Annotated in this window: 14 protein-coding genes and 1 pseudogene; 7 read left to right on the top strand and 8 right to left on the bottom strand. The window is 61.6% G+C overall.

Features of this window, described 5'->3' with window-relative positions:
- Positions 1-16 precede the first annotated feature (16 nt).
- Together AC3I65_RS02685 and AC3I65_RS02680 are read right to left on the bottom strand one after the other, a co-directional pair.
- Entirely contained in the window at positions 17-766 is a 750-nt protein-coding gene (locus AC3I65_RS02685) for a methyltransferase domain-containing protein (protein ID WP_047227403.1), read from the bottom strand.
- Entirely contained in the window at positions 763-1,068 is a 306-nt protein-coding gene (locus tag AC3I65_RS02680) for a MazG-like family protein (protein WP_076382820.1), read from the bottom strand. Before AC3I65_RS02680 ends, AC3I65_RS02685 begins: the two co-directional genes overlap by 4 nt.
- A gap of 164 nt (positions 1,069-1,232) precedes the next feature.
- Between AC3I65_RS02680 and AC3I65_RS02675 the strand changes: the two genes are divergently transcribed.
- Positions 1,233-1,526 (top strand): hypothetical protein, encoded by a 294-nt coding sequence (locus AC3I65_RS02675; RefSeq protein ID WP_047227401.1) that lies wholly within the window; start codon positions 1,233-1,235, stop codon positions 1,524-1,526.
- 209 nt (positions 1,527-1,735) lie between these two features.
- Complete coding sequence (locus AC3I65_RS02670; protein ID WP_488523439.1) at positions 1,736-3,085, top strand: MATE family efflux transporter; 1,350 nt, start codon at positions 1,736-1,738, stop codon at positions 3,083-3,085.
- A gap of 5 nt (positions 3,086-3,090) precedes the next feature.
- On the opposite strand, the gene AC3I65_RS02665 is transcribed toward AC3I65_RS02670, so the two are convergent.
- From AC3I65_RS02665 to AC3I65_RS02640, 6 genes are all read right to left on the bottom strand, one after another.
- Positions 3,091-3,888: a DUF4123 domain-containing protein gene (locus tag AC3I65_RS02665; RefSeq protein ID WP_139048472.1), complete on the bottom strand. Its 798-nt coding sequence runs from the start codon at positions 3,886-3,888 to the stop codon at positions 3,091-3,093.
- On the bottom strand, positions 3,885-5,201 hold the full coding sequence (locus tag AC3I65_RS02660; protein ID WP_439125461.1) for a type VI secretion system Vgr family protein: 1,317 nt from the start codon (positions 5,199-5,201) through the stop codon (positions 3,885-3,887). Before AC3I65_RS02660 ends, AC3I65_RS02665 begins: the two co-directional genes overlap by 4 nt.
- Before the next feature lie 234 nt (positions 5,202-5,435).
- Positions 5,436-7,349: an arginine decarboxylase gene (gene speA / locus AC3I65_RS02655; protein WP_047227397.1), complete on the bottom strand. Its 1,914-nt coding sequence runs from the start codon at positions 7,347-7,349 to the stop codon at positions 5,436-5,438.
- Between the two features lie 223 nt (positions 7,350-7,572).
- Positions 7,573-7,944 (bottom strand): translation initiation factor Sui1, encoded by a 372-nt coding sequence (locus tag AC3I65_RS02650; RefSeq protein ID WP_047227396.1) that lies wholly within the window; start codon positions 7,942-7,944, stop codon positions 7,573-7,575.
- A gap of 171 nt (positions 7,945-8,115) precedes the next feature.
- Entirely contained in the window at positions 8,116-8,673 is a 558-nt protein-coding gene (locus AC3I65_RS02645) for an NUDIX hydrolase (protein ID WP_076382828.1), read from the bottom strand.
- A gap of 3 nt (positions 8,674-8,676) precedes the next feature.
- On the bottom strand, positions 8,677-9,744 hold the full coding sequence (locus AC3I65_RS02640; protein WP_047227394.1) for a DUF2333 family protein: 1,068 nt from the start codon (positions 9,742-9,744) through the stop codon (positions 8,677-8,679).
- A gap of 285 nt (positions 9,745-10,029) precedes the next feature.
- Between AC3I65_RS02640 and AC3I65_RS02635 the strand changes: the two genes are divergently transcribed.
- The 5 genes and pseudogenes from AC3I65_RS02635 to accC all read left to right on the top strand — a co-directional run bounded on the left by AC3I65_RS02635 (position 10,030) and on the right by accC (position 16,582).
- Positions 10,030-11,700 (top strand): GGDEF domain-containing response regulator, encoded by a 1,671-nt coding sequence (locus tag AC3I65_RS02635; RefSeq protein ID WP_047227393.1) that lies wholly within the window; start codon positions 10,030-10,032, stop codon positions 11,698-11,700.
- 1,492 nt (positions 11,701-13,192) lie between these two features.
- Positions 13,193-13,699: pseudogene (locus tag AC3I65_RS02630) on the top strand (methyl-accepting chemotaxis protein); the annotation flags it as partial.
- Between the two features lie 547 nt (positions 13,700-14,246).
- Positions 14,247-14,699, top strand: coding sequence for a type II 3-dehydroquinate dehydratase (aroQ, locus tag AC3I65_RS02625; RefSeq protein ID WP_018605716.1), 453 nt, complete (start codon positions 14,247-14,249; stop codon positions 14,697-14,699).
- 48 nt (positions 14,700-14,747) lie between these two features.
- Positions 14,748-15,209: an acetyl-CoA carboxylase biotin carboxyl carrier protein gene (gene accB / locus AC3I65_RS02620; RefSeq protein WP_047227391.1), complete on the top strand. Its 462-nt coding sequence runs from the start codon at positions 14,748-14,750 to the stop codon at positions 15,207-15,209.
- A gap of 17 nt (positions 15,210-15,226) precedes the next feature.
- Positions 15,227-16,582 carry an acetyl-CoA carboxylase biotin carboxylase subunit gene (accC, locus tag AC3I65_RS02615; RefSeq protein ID WP_047227390.1) on the top strand — a complete coding sequence of 452 codons (1,356 nt, stop codon included), beginning with the start codon at positions 15,227-15,229 and terminating at the stop codon, positions 16,580-16,582.
- The last annotated feature ends 9 nt before the right edge of the window (positions 16,583-16,591 follow it).

The following is a 16,591-nucleotide window of genomic DNA, read 5'->3' as shown; positions in this document are numbered from 1 at the left end:
CGATTGCTCTTTCAGATCAGAGGGGACGGCAGACCCAGTGCAGATAACGCCCCAACCCGGCAAACGCCGGATGGCGGCGGTGAGCCAGCTCCATCTCCAGCAACTGCGCCAGCTCCACGCGGCCCTGGAACTCCACCGGCATGTAGTCATGGAAAACCCGCACGCCACTTTGAGTTTCGACCTGCCACACGCCTTCAAGTTGCGCCGCCAATTCCCGCGGATCAAGGGGTTGTTGCGGGGTCAGGCTCTGTTTTTCACCGGCCATGTCATTTTTGCGCAACTTGCGAAAATGCCCCTTGAGCAGGTTGCGATAAACCAGCGCGTCGCGGTTGTAGAACGCCAGGGACAACCAGCCGCCCGGGACCGTGAGTTGATGCAGCACCGGCAGGATCGCATGGGGTTCGGCCAGCCATTCCAGCACCGCGTGGCACAGCACCAGGTCGTAAGGCTCAGTGAGCTGGTCAGGCAGCGCCTGCCACGGCGCCTGGATGAACGTTGCGCTCTGACCGGCATCGGCGAATCGCTGACGGGCACCTTCGAGCATGGGCTCGGCTGGCTCGGCCAGGGTCACTTGATGGCCGCGCTCGGCCAGCCACAACGACATGTGGCCCAAGCCGGCGCCTATGTCCAACACACGCAACGGACGCTCAGGCAAGGCTTCAAGCAGATCGGCCTGCAGCACCGCCAGGCGGATCGCACCTTTGGCCCCACCGTAGATTTTTTCAGCAAAGCGCGTGGCGAGCTGATCGAAATGGCGATCGCTCATTGGCCGAACCGCCGCTCGCTGTCGGCCAGCTTGCTGCGCACCACAGCCTCCATATCCAACCCCAGCTCGCTGCACAGCAGCAACAAGTACAACACAATGTCACCGACTTCCTGCCCAGCGTGGGCCAGCTTGTCCGCCGGCAACTGGCGCGACTGGTCCTCGGTCAGCCACTGGAAAATCTCCACCAGTTCGGCCATTTCCACACTGGCGGCCATGGCGAGGTTTTTCGGGCTGTGAAATTGCCGCCAATCGTTATGGTCACGAATGGCATGCAGGCGTTCGGTCAGTTCAACAAGGTTCATCGGGGTCTCCTGAATGCGCATAGCTTCGGGGGGATGACGAGGGAAGGCAAGCGTCTCGGTACGAAGCGGCGTTTTGCCCCATAATCGAACGATCTTGGCCTTCAGCCGCTCTTACAACCAGAAGCCCAAGGCTCGATTCCGATCTCTCTCATCAGGATGTACACATGCAGGTAGAAAGCTTTTTCGAATGGCTCGGCCAGGCGCTCGGTTCGGTGATCCGGTTTATCGTCGACCTGCTCAGCGGCCTGTTCAACACCCTGGCCAATGCTGGCGGCAACTTTGTCGATGGCCTGTCGCGCACACTGGGCATGGACACCTCGATCATCAGCATCATTGCGCTGATCCTCGGGCTGATGCTGCTGTACTCGGCAATCCGCGCCTTCATGCGGGCGTCGATCATCCTGGGCATTATCTGGTTGGTGCTGGGGTTGTGGTTGTTGAGCTGGATCATTCACTAGGGCCGAGAGCACTGTGTGGGAGCAAAGCTTGCTCGCGATACAGGCGCCTCGGCGCCCTGAAAGACCGCGTCATCTTCATCGCGGGCAAGCCTTGCTCCCACAGAGTTTTTTGAGATCGAACGCGGAGCGTCCCTAGAGGCATTCCCACGCGGAGCATGAAAACGATCATGCGAGAACCCGCTACAATCGCGCTCCGCCAAGGAGCTCGCATGTCCAACCTGATCACCGACTGGCGCGACCGTCTTACCCACCGCCGGGTATGGGCGCTGGCCGCACCGATGATTCTCTCGAACATTTCCGTGCCGCTGGTGGCACTGGTGGACAGCACCGTCATCGGCCACTTGCCCCATGCCCATCAGTTAGGCGCGGTGGCGGTCGGGGCGAGTTTGTATACGGTGCTGGCCTGGGCCATGGGTTTCTTGCGCATGGGCACCACCGGGTTCGCCGCCCAGGCAGCCGGGCGTGGGGATGGAGCGGCGTTGCGGCAGGTGCTGCTGCAAGGTCTGCTGCTGGCGATGGGGTTGGCGCTGGTGCTGGGTGCGGCCGGCGTGCCGTTGAGTGGCGTGGCGTTGCATTTCATGCAGCCATCCGCCGAGCTTGAGCAGTTGACCCGGGACTTTTTCCACACCCGGCTGTTTGGCTTGCCAGCGGCGCTGGCCAGTTATGCGCTGGTGGGCTGGTTTCTCGGTGCTCAGAATGCCCGGGCGCCGTTGGCGATCCTGCTGGTGACCAACCTGGTGAACATCGCCCTGAACCTGTGGTTCGTGATCGGCCTGGACTGGGGCGTGACCGGTTCGGCCCGGGCGTCGGTGATTGCCGAGTGGACCGGCGCCCTGGTCGGTCTGATCCTGGCGCGCAACACGCTGCAGGCCTGGCCGGGGCAGATCGCCTGGGCGGCCTTGGGGGTGTGGCAAAGCTGGCGTCCGTTGCTGGCGGTGAACCGGGACATTTTCATTCGCAGCCTGGCGCTGCAAGCGGTGTTCTTCCTGATCACGGTGCAAGGCGCGCGTCTGGGGGATGCGACCGTGGCAGCCAACGCGCTGCTGCTCAATGGTCTGCTGCTGACAGCCCACGCCCTGGACGGTCTGGCCCATGCCGTCGAAGCGCTGTGCGGTCACGCCATCGGCGCCCGCGACCGCCTGGCCCTGCGCCGCTCGCTGGTGGTGGCCTGCGGATGGTCATTGATTGCCAGCGTGGGGTTTGCCTTACTGTTTCTGCTCGCCGGCCACCTGTTCATCGATATGCAGACCGATATTCCGGACGTGCGCGACACCGCTTACCGCTACCTGCCTTACCTGGCAGCGCTGCCGTTGATTGCGGTCTGGAGTTATTTGCTCGATGGCCTGTTCATCGGCGCCACTCGTGCCAGGGAAATGCGCAACGGCATGCTGTTGACCCTGTTGCTGGTGTCGCCGTTTGCCTGGGTACTGCAAGCGCTGGGCAACCACGGGCTGTGGATCACTTTCCTGCTGTTCATGGCTTTGCGCAGCCTGACCCTGGGTGCTTTCGCCTGGCGCATGCAACAGCGCGATAGCTGGTTCGGTGCCGGCGCCCATTGACCTTTTCAACCTTGATTGTCCTGCCACAGCCGCCGCAGATGATCCAGGCGTTCGCGCTGCGAACCGCCTTTGAGCCCCGGCACGGGTCGGGCATTGGGGTACTGCAGGCGCAGCCATAACCAGTCGTCGAGTACCGGTCGTTCGGTGAACCCCAGGGTCAGCCCTTGCTGCAAGTCCTCCCAGAGCAGGCGGAAATCCCGTCCGGTAGAACAAGACCACTGCCAGACGTGGCGTTCCAGCAGACATCGCTGCAACTGACTCTGCTGCCAATGGCTGAGACTGTGTTCATTTTCCAGTGCCGGTACTGCCAGCCCCGGATTGCAGAGTTGCTGCCAGCCCTGGCTGCCGATGGTCCTGTCGCCCCAGGTCCCGCCGAACCAGCGCACCAGGCTGATCGGCCCCAGCCAGCAACTGAGTTCCCGAGGATCGCAACCGTCGAAGAAATAACTGGCCGTGTGAGGGTTGTAATAGTTCAGCAAGGCCTTGTGATGCAGGCCTAACGTCACCGTCAACATGCGCCGCAGATGCGCCAGTAATTGCGCCTCTGACGCTCGGCTGACCAACAACAGCCCCGGCCAGGCGCCGGCATCCAGGTGACACAGGCTGGCCAGTGCCGGCGATTGCTGCAAATCCACCAGCAACGGACCATGCTCCCTCAGCCCGTGCAATTCGGTGCCTTCGAACAAGGCAAAGCGCCGGATCTCGGCGAACTGCTCCTGCAAACGCTGCGCGGTGTCCGGCGCACCGGGTACGTCGAGCAGCAGCCATTGCGGCGCTGATGCAGACATGGCGGCAGCATTCATGGAGCAGCGCCCGCGCCAAGCTGCGTGAGCATGCGGCAGGTGCACAACGGCTGGCTACAGGGGTTGAAGCTGCCGCCTCCGGGCAACAGACACAACAACACCAACGGCTCGGCACTCTGGATCGCCGCCAACAGAAGCGGGTCGAAGCCAGAGCCCTCATGGACTGGTTGGGACGTTTCACTCAGGGGGGATTCATCCGCGTCTTCCCGAGATGCCGGCGCGTCGAGCAGTGCGCTGATCAATGGACGGTCCGGGTCGCCCTCGATAAAACTCACCAGCACCTCGGAGCCCTTGCCAATGGCGTGCCCCCAAGCGGCCAGCTCAGGGGCCAACGGCAGCCAGCAATGACTGGGACTGGCTCCCTCCCCCTGATAGACCCAGTCGAACTGCACCGCCACTCGCCCCGCCACCTGCATCTGCGGCTCATCGACCGTGACCACCCAGCCGCGCTGCCGACTCAGCATGCGAGGTTTTGCCGCAACCCCGGTCGCCACGAACGGCCATCCCGCAGGAATGGCGCGAAAATGGTTGCCATATACGCCGGCCTGCGCGCGATGCTCGACTTTCGTCAACAGCCAGGGCTGGTTCCAGCCTTCGACAGGGTGCCCTGCCAGCGACAGCGTCCGGCCGCAATGCAGCCCCATCAGATCGCTGCGGCCCAAGGCTACCTGCTCCCCCGAAACATCGCTTTGTACACGCCAGTTGCGCACCGCCGGAGCCGTTCCCTCGAGCCTGTAAAGCGTCTCGCCATCGGGCAGGGAATCGTCCGTGCTGTCAGCAAAAACCAGACAATGCCCATCCCGAGCCTGCTCGAAATGGAAGTAAATGCCCGCCTCGGCGCACACGCGTTGGAGAAATTGCAGATCTGACTCCCGATATTGGGTACAGAAATCGCGCAGCGGATAATCACCACTCAAAGCCAGGCACACCTGGCGTCCGGCAATGCCGTGGGCCTTGAGCACCTGGCGAATGATTTGCGGCACTGAGCGGGCACTGAACACCCGCTGGCTGAATCGTTGCGCCAGGCACGTCAGCTTCGGCCCGATGCGCACCCGGCAACCAGCGCCCTGACGATGCTGGACAAGCTCGTGAATCTGCCCATGGATGCCCCGCCCTCCAGCGTCGAAACTCAACCAGACGCTGCGGTAGAGCAACCCGGCAAGGTCCAGGGGCGTATCGCCGATCAACAGCTCCACATCAAAGACAAAGGGTTCGCTGATGGCTTCGCTGCCCGTGAAGGCCACGACAACAAAGGATTCGGGCAGACCGGCTATCTCCAGACGAAATGACGGCTCGCTGGCTGGATCGGACATCGGCGTTTCTCTACAGGAGGGGCGGCTGAGGATTCTCGCTGAGAGCCATGGCCGAGTAGAGAGCCCAAGTACAAGTTAGGAAAGGGACTACACGAAATAAGGACACCACCGGTTAAATGCACCAGTGTTCGGAAATAACAGCGGCACAAATAAAAACGCCCTCCGGGACTATCCGAAAAAACCCGCAGCACACGGTGTATTTTCTGACAGTCCCGGAGGGCGTTCAGGCCGCCATCAGGAAGACAGGTAGGACGACCGCGTCAACCCCAGGCGCAGGGCATCCAGGAACTGGGTGCGTTCCGCGGCGCTGATACGGGCGCTGGCGCATTTGTCGCGGTAGTGGGTCATCAACTCCTCCGGCGACAGGTGCACGTAGCGCAGCATGTCTTCGATGGTGTCGTGGGTTTCGATACCGGCGTGGTACACGCTGCCGTCGGCATTCTGGTAGATGTTCACCGAGTCGGTGTCACCGAACAGGTTGTGCATGTCGCCAAGGATTTCCTGGTAGGCACCCACCAGGAAGATGCCCAACAGGTAATCTTCGCCCGGATTGAGGGAATGCACCGGCAGGCTGGTTTCGATGCTCTGCTCGTCGACGTACTGCTTGATCTTGCCGTCGGAGTCGCAGGTCAGGTCTTGCAGCACGGCGCGGCGCAACGGCTCTTCATCGAGGCGATGCAGCGGCAGGATCGGCAGCACCTGACCGATGGCCCAGGTGTCCGGCAGGCTCTGGAACACCGAGAAGTTGCAGATGTACTTGTCGGCGAGCTTGTCGTTGAGCTCATCCAGCACCTGACGGTGGGAGCGCTGGCGGGCCTTCAACGAGTTATGCAGGCGACGGCACACCGCGAAGTAGCACTGCTCGGCCAGGGCTTTTTCCGCCAGGGTCAGCTTGCCGTCGGCGTACTGGGCGGCCACGTCACTCATGTAGTGGGTGGCGCGCCAGTAGGTCTCGGTGACCATCTCGATATCAGTCGGGCCCAGCAGGTCAACCAGCCACTGCACGGTCTCCGGCAGGCTTTCCTTGTTTTCGATCACCGGCACGTCGTCGTGGTGTTTCTCGACGTCGGTCACCTGCACCACCAGCATCGCGTGGTGGGCGGTCAGGGAGCGACCACTTTCCGAGAATATGTGCGGATGCGGCAGGCTCTGGGCATCGCAGAACTCCTTGAGCATGCCAACCACGACACCGGCGTAATCGTCCATGTCGTAGTTGATCGAACTGGCATTGCGCGAGTGCGTACCGTCATAGTCCACGCCCAGGCCACCGCCAACATCGATGTGATCCACCGGCAGGCCGAGGTTGCGCAGCTCACCGTAGTAGCGGATCGCTTCCTTGAAGCCATGCTGGTAGTCCGCCAGGTTGGCGATCTGCGAGCCCATGTGGAAATGCAGCAGGCGGATGCCCTGATCCAGGCCAGCGGCGCGGAAGCGCTCGACCACCGACAGCAGTTGCGCGGCAGACAAGCCGAACTTGGACTTTTCGCCACCGGTATCGGCCCACTTGCTCGACGCCAGGGACGACAGGCGTACCCGCAGGCCGACCTGTGGCTTGACCTTGAGCGACGCGGCTTCTTCGATCACCAGGCCGACTTCGGATTCTTTCTCGATCACGATGAAGACGTTATGGCCCAGTTTCTGGCCCATCAGCGCCAGGCGAATGAACTCGCGGTCCTTGTAACCGTTGCAGACGATAGTCCCGCCCTTGGGCGCCAGGGCCAGCACCGCCAGCAGCTCGGGCTTGGAGCCGGCCTCAAGACCGATGGAAACGTTCTGGGTGGCGATGATGTTTTCGATCACCGCTTCCTGCTGGTTGACCTTGATCGGATAGAGCGCGGTGTACTGGCTCTGGTATTCCAGGCGCGCGATGTTGCTGTCGAACGCACCGGTGAGCTGGCGCACGCGGTCTTGCAGGATGTCGGGGAAGCGCACCAGCAAGGGCAGCGACAGGCCGCTCTGGCGCAACTGGTCGACTTGCTCGAACAGGTCGATGGGCGAACTGCCTGGACCGTTCGGACGGACTTCGACGCGACCGGCGTCATTGATCGCGAAATACCCGGCCCCCCAATGGCGGATCCCGTAAACACTGCGGCTGTCCGCAACTGTCCATTGGCTGCCATCGTCTTTGCGTGTGCGTCGTACGGACATCGAAGTCCCCTATAAAGAAGTCAAAATGCACCATCCGGTAGGAGGCTGGAGCAGTCTAGAGAATGGAAATGACGATTTGCCTGTAAGCAAGGTAGACCCTGCTCACAGCGCTGAGTTTAGAAACCCGTTCAGAACAGGCTCTGTGAAAACCATGTGGGCGACTTCGAACCGTGCTTCGTAGAAAGGGTTCGAATCAAGCCGAGGGTGGTTTTCACAGAGGCTGCTAGCCGCCGGACTTTTTCGCCTTGAAGCCGTGTCGGGTCAGTTCCGCCAGCAGCAGCTCGACGTGATCGCCCTGGATCTCGATGATGCCGTCTTTCAAAGCACCACCGGTGCCACAGCGTTTCTTCAACGTGGTGGCCAGTTCCTTGAGCGCGTCCTCGGCCAGCGGCACGCCAGTGATCGTGGTCACCGTCTTGCCACCGCGACCTTTGCTTTCACGGCGCACGCGAGCGATACCGTCACCTTCCGGGATGGTGGTCTGTTTGCAGATGCAGGCATCCACCGGCTGGCGGCAATCAGGGCAATGACGACCGGCGTCGGTAGAAAATACCAGGCCGCCCAAGGCGGCGAAGGATGCGGCTTTTTTGGCCACCGGCAATCCTCTTGGGAGGACAAAGACTGGCCGGGCAAAAGTAAGTGCCCCGACCGCGAAGCCCCACTCAGGCAGGGGCAGCGCTACTGGATCGCAGACAGCGATTCAGCTTGAAAAGTCGCGCAGTGTAACGGCAAAAAGCTAACTTGCTAAGGGCCAATCGGCGCCAATTTAGCGCTTCTTTGCGACATCATCGCCATGGGCTCGCAAATAGCGCTCCAGTGCCGCCAGAGAGTCCGGGCAGTAAGGCTTGTGCTGGATTTCATCGAGCACCTGGTCGACCGCCAGGAAACGCGCCTCGAGTACCTCTTCAGGTTGCAGAATCAGCGGCCCGTCCCACACGGCCGAGAACGCCGAGCACCACAGGCGACTGCCGCTGTCTTCGAAATAAAAATGGTCATGGGCCGTCAGTTCGACGCCGCTCACGCCCAACTCTTCCGCCAGCTCTCGAGCCGCCGACTCGGCATAGGTCTCGTTGGCCTGCACCATCCCGCCGGCCGCCACGTCCCAGAAACCCGGATAGATTGCCTTGCTCAGGGTCCGCCGATGAACGCACAACTCACCGGCCGAGTTGAACAGCATGATGTAGGTGCCGCGCCCGATCAGACCGCGCTCACGCAGGTCCGAACGCACCAGGCTGCCAAGCAGGTTGTCGTCTTTATCGACCCAAGCGATAAGCTCGGCATCCGAGGCCACTCGATGAGCGACCTCCCGCGGACTTTCTTCCATCTGTCAGCCCTGGTTCAGCAGTTGCCGCAAGTCGATCACCGCCGCGTTGGCGCGGGAAATGTAGTTGGCCATCACCAGCGAATGGTTCGCCAATACACCGAAGCCGCTGCCATTGAGGATCATCGGGCTCCAGACCGGCTCCTGGGAGGCTTCGAGTTCACGAATGATCTGCCGCACGCTGACCGTGGCGTTTTTCTTTGCCAGCACATCGGCGAAATCCACTTCGATTGCGCGCAGCAAATGCGACAGCGCCCAGGCCTGGCCGCGAGCTTCGTAGAACACGTTGTCGATTTGCATCCACGGGGTTTCGACCACCTCCTCGTCCACTTGCGGTACCTGGCCCGGGGCCGTGACTTCGGTTTTCAGCGAGGTGTTGAGCTTGACCCGGCCCACGCTGGCCGACAGGCGCTGGGACAGCGAACCCAGACGAGTGCCGACATCGCCCAGCCAATTATTCAGGTTATCGGCGCGGGCATAGAACAGCGCGCTTTTCTGGTTCGGATCGGACAGGCGCGCCTGATAGCGGCTCAGCAGAGTGATGCCTTCCTGGTACTCCGACTCACTGGAGGGCAGCACCCAGCTGCGGTTATCGAAGTTGAAGCGCGGCTCGGCCTTGGCCAGGTCGGCGTCCTCGGCGGACTGGGACTGGGATCGGGCGAAGTCCTTGCGCAGAGCGCGGCTCAGGTCGCGTACCTGCACCAGCACGCCATATTCCCAGCTCGGCATGTTGTCCATCCACAGGCCCGGCGGGAAACGGTCGTTGGAAATGTAGCCACCTGGCTTGGTCAGCAGCGTTTCGGCCACGGTCTTGAGGGTCTCGACGGTGGTGTAGCCGATCACCATTTGCCGGCCTTCCTTCTCCGCGGCCGCCTGGGCGTTCTGCTGCACGGGGAACAGGGCGGGCTCCTGGCTCCAGTACCAGCCGACGGCAATGGTCACCAGCAAATACAGGCCGACCAGGGTGGCCAGTGCCCGGCTGAAAAAAAGCCCACCCAGGTAGCTGCGGGTGGCCGATTTCGGCTCGGCGGCACGTTCAGGCGCGCTGCCCGCGCGGTTTTTCCAGTCCAGCATGGCGATGTCCCTTCAATCACTTGAGTTCACGGTTCGACCACAACCCTACGCCATCGTGCCTGATTTGAAACGCGATAATGCGGCGCAAATCATGCCGACCACGACAGGGCAATCGAACGGCCACTATAAAGGAAGCGCTGTCACCAGCCTACGAAACTGACCGGTCATAAACTGAATACCCTCCCAAGACAGATTATTGACGTATGACACTCATGCGAATGAAAAGAGGTGCTAGCATAGAGCCACCAGTCGATCTCAGCATGCACCCTAACTAGTAGTCAGGATATGACCGAGCCAGAAGACCCCAGCCGTGAGCGCCTCAAGCACCACTTTGCCCAGCGGGTAATTCACCAGGCTCGTCAGATCCTGGAGATCTGGCAGCGCCTGCAACGCAGTGAATGGTCAGGCGTCGACCTGTCGGAGCTCAGCGAAGCCAACCTGCGTCTGCTGCGCTTTGCCGAGCGCTTCGAGCAACCGGAGCATTGCCAGCTCGCCCAGGGCATCAGTCAATCGCTGCAAGCGGTGGAAGCCAATCGCGGGCGTCTGAGCAGCCACCTGATCACTGAAATCAATCGACTGATGCAGCGCCTGTCCCGCACCGGCCTGCGCCATGGCGATCAGCTCGAACAGACCTTCCTGCCGCCGCTGCGCAAACCCATCTACGTGATGTTGCAGGACCATGACCGCGCCGAGCGGCTGGCCAAGCAGTTGGAGTTCTTCGGCCTCAGCGCCCAGGCGCTCGACAGCGTGGCGGCGTTTCGGGCTTCGATGGTCGAGCGCCTGCCGGCCGCGATTGTCATGGACGTGGACTTCAGCGGCCCCGGCATCGGCCTGAAACTGGCCGCCGAAGCTCAGGAAGGTCTGGAGCAGCCGTTGCCGCTATTGTTCTTCAGCCTGCTGGAAACCGACACGCCGACACGCCTGGCGGCGGTGCGCGCCGGCGGGCAGGAGTTCCTCACTGGCACCCTGGAAGCCTCGAGCCTGCTGGAAAAGATCGAAGTGCTGACCTGCGTTGCCCAGTACGAACCCTACAAAGTGCTGATCATTGATGACTCCCGTGCCCAGGCCCTGCACACCGAGCGCCTGCTCAACAGCGCCGGTATCGTCACCCGCACGCTGATCGAACCGATCCAGGCCATGGCCGAGCTGGCGGATTTCCAGCCTGATCTGATCATCCTCGACATGTACATGCCCGCCTGCACCGGCACGGAGCTGGCGAAGGTGATCCGCCACAATGACCGCTATGTCAGCGTGCCGATCATTTACCTGTCCGCCGAAGACGACCTGGACAAACAGCTCGACGCCATGAGTGAAGGCGGCGACGACTTCCTGACCAAACCGATCAAACCCCGGCACCTGATCACCACCGTGCGCAACCGAGCGGCCCGGGCGCGCAACCTCAAGGCGCGGATGGTCCGCGACAGCCTCACCGGTCTTTACAACCACACCCATATCCTGCAATTGCTCGAAGACTGCTGCTTCCGCGCTCGCCGCGAAGGCAAGCCGTTGAGCTTTGCCATGCTGGACATCGACCATTTCAAACGGGTCAACGACAGCCACGGCCACCCCATGGGCGACCGGGTGATCAAAAGCCTGGCGCTGTTTCTCAAGCAGCGTCTGCGCAAGACCGACTTCATCGGCCGTTACGGCGGTGAAGAGTTCGCCATCGTCATGCCGGACACGGATATCGATGCGGCCTATAAGGTACTGGATGAAATCCGCCAGCGTTTTGCCGAAATTCACTACCCGGCGCAGCCCCAGGACCTGTGGTGCACCTTCAGCGCGGGCGTGGTGCAGATGAGCGAAGAGTCCGACAGCCTGATGATGGCCAGCCAGGCGGACGAAGCGCTGTACCGCGCCAAGCACGCAGGGCGCAATCGGGTACAAAGCGCGCGGCAATCAAAGCAAAGTGCCACCTTTTCATCGGAATCCACCGATTCAGTCATAAACCTGTAACCCAAACGCAATAACTTCAAGCACTTACGATTCTGCCCTTGGTAGACCCTTGATGCGCCTGAAGCTGCTGACCAATCTCAATACCCTTCTTTTAGTTGCCGTGTGCCTTGGCCTGGCTTGCACCCTGTGGTGGTCGCAAATCGCCCTGGAGCGCCCCTATCTGTTGATGGAGCGCTACCTGAGCCTGTCGCGGCAGTTCCAGGGCGAGGTGGCGCGCAACATCGAAGATTACCTGGCCAGCGGCGACGCCTTGCGCCTCAGCGCAGCGACCCAGTCCATTGATACCTTGCAAAAGGACCTGGACCAATTTCCGCCCGAGTTGGCCAAGAGCTTGCGCCCAAGCCTGTCCAGCCTCGACGGCTTCAGCAAGACCGATCTGCTGGCCGCCGGTAAGCTGGCGGGCGATCCGCAAGCCCTGCTGTTGCAGGCCGAACGGGAGCTGAGCGCGAGCCTGGACCGCCTTGCGCAATACGCCAATGGCGCCCCGGCCTACCTGCCGCCGTTGTTCGCCGCTTCGCAACATCTGGGCCGACTGTCCCTCGCCCGGGACAAACTGGTCAGCAGCGGACGCAGCGAATTGGCCGCCGATGTCGAACGGGAACTGCAGAGCATCCGCACACAGGCCGAGAGCCTCGACAGCCTGCCGCTGCTGGGCGTGACAGCCAGCAACGAAGCGCAGGGCGATGATTTCGCTGCGCTGATGGGCTTGCAGACCCAGGAAGAAACCGTCGCCGAAGACGCCGGCATCGCCCTCAAGCGCGAACTCAACAGCCTGCTCGGCCGCTACCCTGCCGAACTGGGGCGCACTCGCGCATTGATCCAGAAGCGCACAGAACTGAGCAGCGCCACGCACTTGAAAATCGCCGATGTGCAACAGGCGATCGATGCCATGGAGTCGGCGGTTCGCGCCCAACATGGCCAGATCCAGGGCGAAGTTCGGCTGATTCAGGGATTGATGATCGGCCTGATCCTGCTGATCGCATTGCTCATCGACACCTTGCAGCGGCGCCTGGCCCGGACTTTGACGAATCTGGCACCCGCCCTGTCGACTTGGGCCGAAGGGGATTTCAGCCGCGACATTCATGTGGGCGCCAGCAACCGCGAGTTACAAGACATCCAGGCCTCGCTCAATCGCTTGCGGGCGTATCTGGTGGATCTGGTCGGCACCATTCGCCTGAATGCCGAGCAGGTCGCTGGCAGCAGCCGGGCACTGGCCGAGCTGAGTGGAGAATTGCACAGCGGCGCCGAGCACCAGGCCGGTGACACGGCGCTGATCCGCGACTCTCTCAGCGAACTGGAAGCGACCATTCAACAAGTGGCCGGTGACGCCAGCCAGGCCGCCGACGCCAGCCGTAGCGCCGGGCATGCTGTGGAGCAAGGGCAGAAAGTCATCGGCCTGAGCCTCACCGGCCTGCATGCGCTGGTGGGCGAAGTGCAAGGCAACGCACAAATGATCGAACAACTGGCCGAGGAATCGGCCACCATCGGCGGCGTGCTGACAGTGATTCGCTCGATTGCCGATCAGACCAACCTGCTGGCCCTCAACGCCGCCATCGAAGCCGCACGCGCCGGAGACATGGGAAGAGGTTTCGCGGTGGTGGCCGAAGAAGTCCGCTCCCTGGCCCAACGCACGGCGGGCGCCACTGCCGAGATCCAGGAACTGATCGCCCGCCTGCAACTGGCCGCGCGCCAGTCGGTGGACGGCATGCGCGCCCAGGTCGAACACGCCGAAGCCACCGCCAACCAGGCACAAGCGGCCGACGGCGCACTGGATAAAATCGTCGGGGCCATCCAGACCATTTCCGAAACCGCAGTGCGCATCGCCGACGTCACCGCCCAACAAAGCGGCGCCGTCAGCGAAATCCGCGATCACAGTGAGCGGATTCATCAACTGGGTGGGGATAATCTGCTGCGCATTGGTCAGGGGCGGGAACAGGGCGACAACCTGCTGGTGCTCGGTGGGCGCTTGCACACGGCAGTTCAGGCATTTCGGGTTTAAGCAGCACAGATCCCCTGTGGGAGCGGGCCTGCTCGCGCTTGCAGTGGGTCAGCTTGCAGAAATATTGAATCTATCGCCGCCATCGCGAGCAGGCTCGCTCCCACACGGGTTTCGGGTTATTCCCAACATTGATATTCACCACAGATCCCTGTGGGAGCGGGCTTGCTCGCGATAGCGGTGGGTCAGCTTGCATCAGTGCTGAATGTGCCGCCGCCATCGCGAGCAAGCTCGCTCCCACGCGGGTTTCGGGTTATTCCCAACATTGATGTTCACCACAGCCCCCCTGTGGGAGCGAGCCTGCTCGCGATTGCAGTGGGTCAGCTTGCAGAAATGTTGAATGTATCGCCGCCATCGCGAGCAGGCTCGCTCCCACAGGGTTTAGCGCAGGCATCCTAGGGGCGGGTGACCGGATCTTGGAGCATGGTCACAAATTTCGCGCAAACATCGGTCATCGTGCTGGCTATTGCAGAGAACTGGACAGTCATAAAGGCTTTGCGGCATAGTCGCCGGGTTCTGACACCTGCTCATAGATAACAAGGAACAGCAGATGGCGACCCTATTGGTCCTGCACGGACCCAACCTGAACCTGCTGGGCACCCGCGAACCGGGCGTCTACGGGGCCGTGACACTGGCCCAGATCAACCAGGACCTGGAACAGCGGGCCCGCAATGCCGGCCATCATTTGCTCTACCTGCAAAGCAACGCCGAATATGAATTGATCGACCGCATCCATGCCGCGCGTGGCGAAGGTGTGGACTTCATTTTGATCAATCCCGCTGCTTTTACGCACACAAGCGTCGCATTACGTGACGCGCTGCTGGCAGTGAGCATCCCATTCATCGAAGTGCATTTGTCCAACGTGCACAAACGCGAACCTTTCCGCCATCACTCCTACTTCTCCGATGTAGCGGTGGGAGTGATCTGCGGCCTTGGCGCCAGCGGTTACCGACTGGCTCTGGAGGCCGCCCTAGAGCAGCTTGAAAAACAGGCAACAGCTTGAACAACAAGCGTTAAACGCCCCTGACCGACCCTTGGGAGTTGATGATTCATGGATATCCGTAAAGTTAAGAAACTGATCGAATTGCTGGAAGAGTCCGGCATCGACGAGCTCGAGATCAAGGAAGGCGAAGAGTCCGTACGCATCAGCCGTCACAGCAAGACCCCGGCCCAGCAGTTCTACGCGCCGGCACCGATGCAGGCCCCAGCCGCCGCGCCTGCTCCGGCAGCAGCGCCAGTTGCCGCCGCTCCAGCAGCACCTGCCGCGCCAACGCTCAACGGCACCGTTGCCCGTTCGCCAATGGTAGGCACGTTCTATCGCAAGTCTTCCCCGTCCTCGCCGTCCTTCGTTGAAGTCGGCCAGACCGTGAAGAAAGGCGACACCCTGTGCATCGTCGAAGCCATGAAGATGATGAACCACATCGAAGCTGAAACCAGCGGTGTGATCGAATCCATCCTCGTTGAAGACGGCCAGCCGGTTGAGTACGACCAACCGCTGTTCACCATCGTTTGAACCGCGGAGAGCCTTTGATGACTGCGAAGTTGGAAAAAGTTCTGATCGCTAACCGCGGTGAGATCGCCCTGCGGATTCTGCGTGCCTGCAAAGAGATGGGCATCAAGACCGTCGCCGTTTACTCCAAGGCCGACAAAGAACTGATGCACCTGGGCCTGGCGGACGAATCCGTCTGCATCGGTCCGGCGTCGGCTGCGCACTCTTACCTGCACATCCCGGCGATCATCGCCGCCGCTGAAGTGACCGGCGCCACCGCCATTCACCCTGGCTACGGTTTCCTGGCGGAAAACGCCGACTTCGCCGAACAGGTCGAAAACTCCGGTTTTGCCTTCATTGGTCCGAAAGCCGACACCATCCGCCTGATGGGCGACAAGGTATCGGCCAAGCATGCCATGATCGCCGCCGGCGTACCTACCGTTCCAGGTTCCGACGGCCCGCTGCCTGAAGACGAAGAAACCGCCCTGCGCATTGGCCGCGAAGTCGGCTATCCGGTGATCATCAAGGCTGCCGGTGGTGGCGGTGGTCGCGGCATGCGTGTGGTACACAAGGAAGAAGACCTGATTTCCTCGGCGAAACTGACCCGCTCCGAAGCGGGCGCGGCGTTCGGCAACCCGATGGTCTATCTGGAAAAGTTCCTGACCAACCCGCGTCACGTCGAAGTCCAGGTGCTGTCCGACGGCCAGGGCCAGGCCATCCATCTGGGCGACCGCGATTGCTCGCTGCAACGTCGTCACCAGAAGGTCCTCGAAGAAGCACCGGCACCGGGCATCGACGAGCAGGCTCGCGCGGAAGTCCTGGCACGCTGCGTCAAGGCCTGCATCGACATCGGCTACCGCGGCGCCGGCACCTTCGAGTTCCTCTACGAGAACGGTCGTTTCTACTTCATCGAAATGAACACCCGTGTTCAGGTGGAGCACCCGGTTTCGGAAATGGTCACTGGTATCGACATCGTCAAGGAGATGCTCAGCATCGCCGCCGGCAACAAACTGTCGTTCACCCAGGATGACGTGGTGATCCGCGGCCACTCGCTGGAATGCCGGATCAACGCCGAAGACCCGAAAACCTTCATGCCAAGCCCAGGCACGGTCAAGCATTTCCATGCTCCAGGCGGCAATGGCGTTCGCGTCGACTCGCACCTGTACAGCGGTTATGCGGTTCCGCCGAACTATGACTCGTTGATCGGCAAGCTGATCACCTACGGCGCAACCCGTGACGAAGCCATGGCGCGCATGCGCAATGCGCTGGACGAAATCGTGGTGGACGGGATCAAGACCAACATCCCGCTGCACCGCGACCTGGTCCGCGACGAAGGCTTCTGCAAAGGTGGCGTCAACATCCATTACCTGGAACACAAGCTGGCTGATCAGGCTTGATGTCCCGAG

Source organism: Pseudomonas sp. N-1-13 (genome assembly GCF_057787095.1).
Note: the sequence above shows the minus strand (reverse complement) of the source record. Positions and strands in the feature narration are given on the sequence as shown.

Excerpts from the sequence above, each read along its gene's own strand:
- AC3I65_RS02685 (WP_047227403.1), bottom strand. The coding sequence starts at position 766 with ATGAGCGATCGCCATTTCGATCAGCTCGCCACGCGCTTTGCTGAAAAA.
- AC3I65_RS02680 (WP_076382820.1), bottom strand. The coding sequence starts at position 1,068 with ATGAACCTTGTTGAACTGACCGAACGCCTGCATGCCATTCGTGACCAT.
- AC3I65_RS02675 (WP_047227401.1), top strand. The coding sequence starts at position 1,233 with ATGCAGGTAGAAAGCTTTTTCGAATGGCTCGGCCAGGCGCTCGGTTCG.
- AC3I65_RS02670 (WP_488523439.1), top strand. The coding sequence starts at position 1,736 with ATGTCCAACCTGATCACCGACTGGCGCGACCGTCTTACCCACCGCCGG.
- AC3I65_RS02665 (WP_139048472.1), bottom strand. The coding sequence starts at position 3,888 with ATGAATGCTGCCGCCATGTCTGCATCAGCGCCGCAATGGCTGCTGCTC.
- AC3I65_RS02660 (WP_439125461.1), bottom strand. The coding sequence starts at position 5,201 with ATGTCCGATCCAGCCAGCGAGCCGTCATTTCGTCTGGAGATAGCCGGT.
- speA (WP_047227397.1), bottom strand. The coding sequence starts at position 7,349 with ATGTCCGTACGACGCACACGCAAAGACGATGGCAGCCAATGGACAGTT.
- AC3I65_RS02645 (WP_076382828.1), bottom strand. The coding sequence starts at position 8,673 with ATGGAAGAAAGTCCGCGGGAGGTCGCTCATCGAGTGGCCTCGGATGCC.
- AC3I65_RS02640 (WP_047227394.1), bottom strand. The coding sequence starts at position 9,744 with ATGCTGGACTGGAAAAACCGCGCGGGCAGCGCGCCTGAACGTGCCGCC.
- AC3I65_RS02635 (WP_047227393.1), top strand. The coding sequence starts at position 10,030 with ATGACCGAGCCAGAAGACCCCAGCCGTGAGCGCCTCAAGCACCACTTT.
- aroQ (WP_018605716.1), top strand. The coding sequence starts at position 14,247 with ATGGCGACCCTATTGGTCCTGCACGGACCCAACCTGAACCTGCTGGGC.
- accB (WP_047227391.1), top strand. The coding sequence starts at position 14,748 with ATGGATATCCGTAAAGTTAAGAAACTGATCGAATTGCTGGAAGAGTCC.
- accC (WP_047227390.1), top strand. The coding sequence starts at position 15,227 with ATGACTGCGAAGTTGGAAAAAGTTCTGATCGCTAACCGCGGTGAGATC.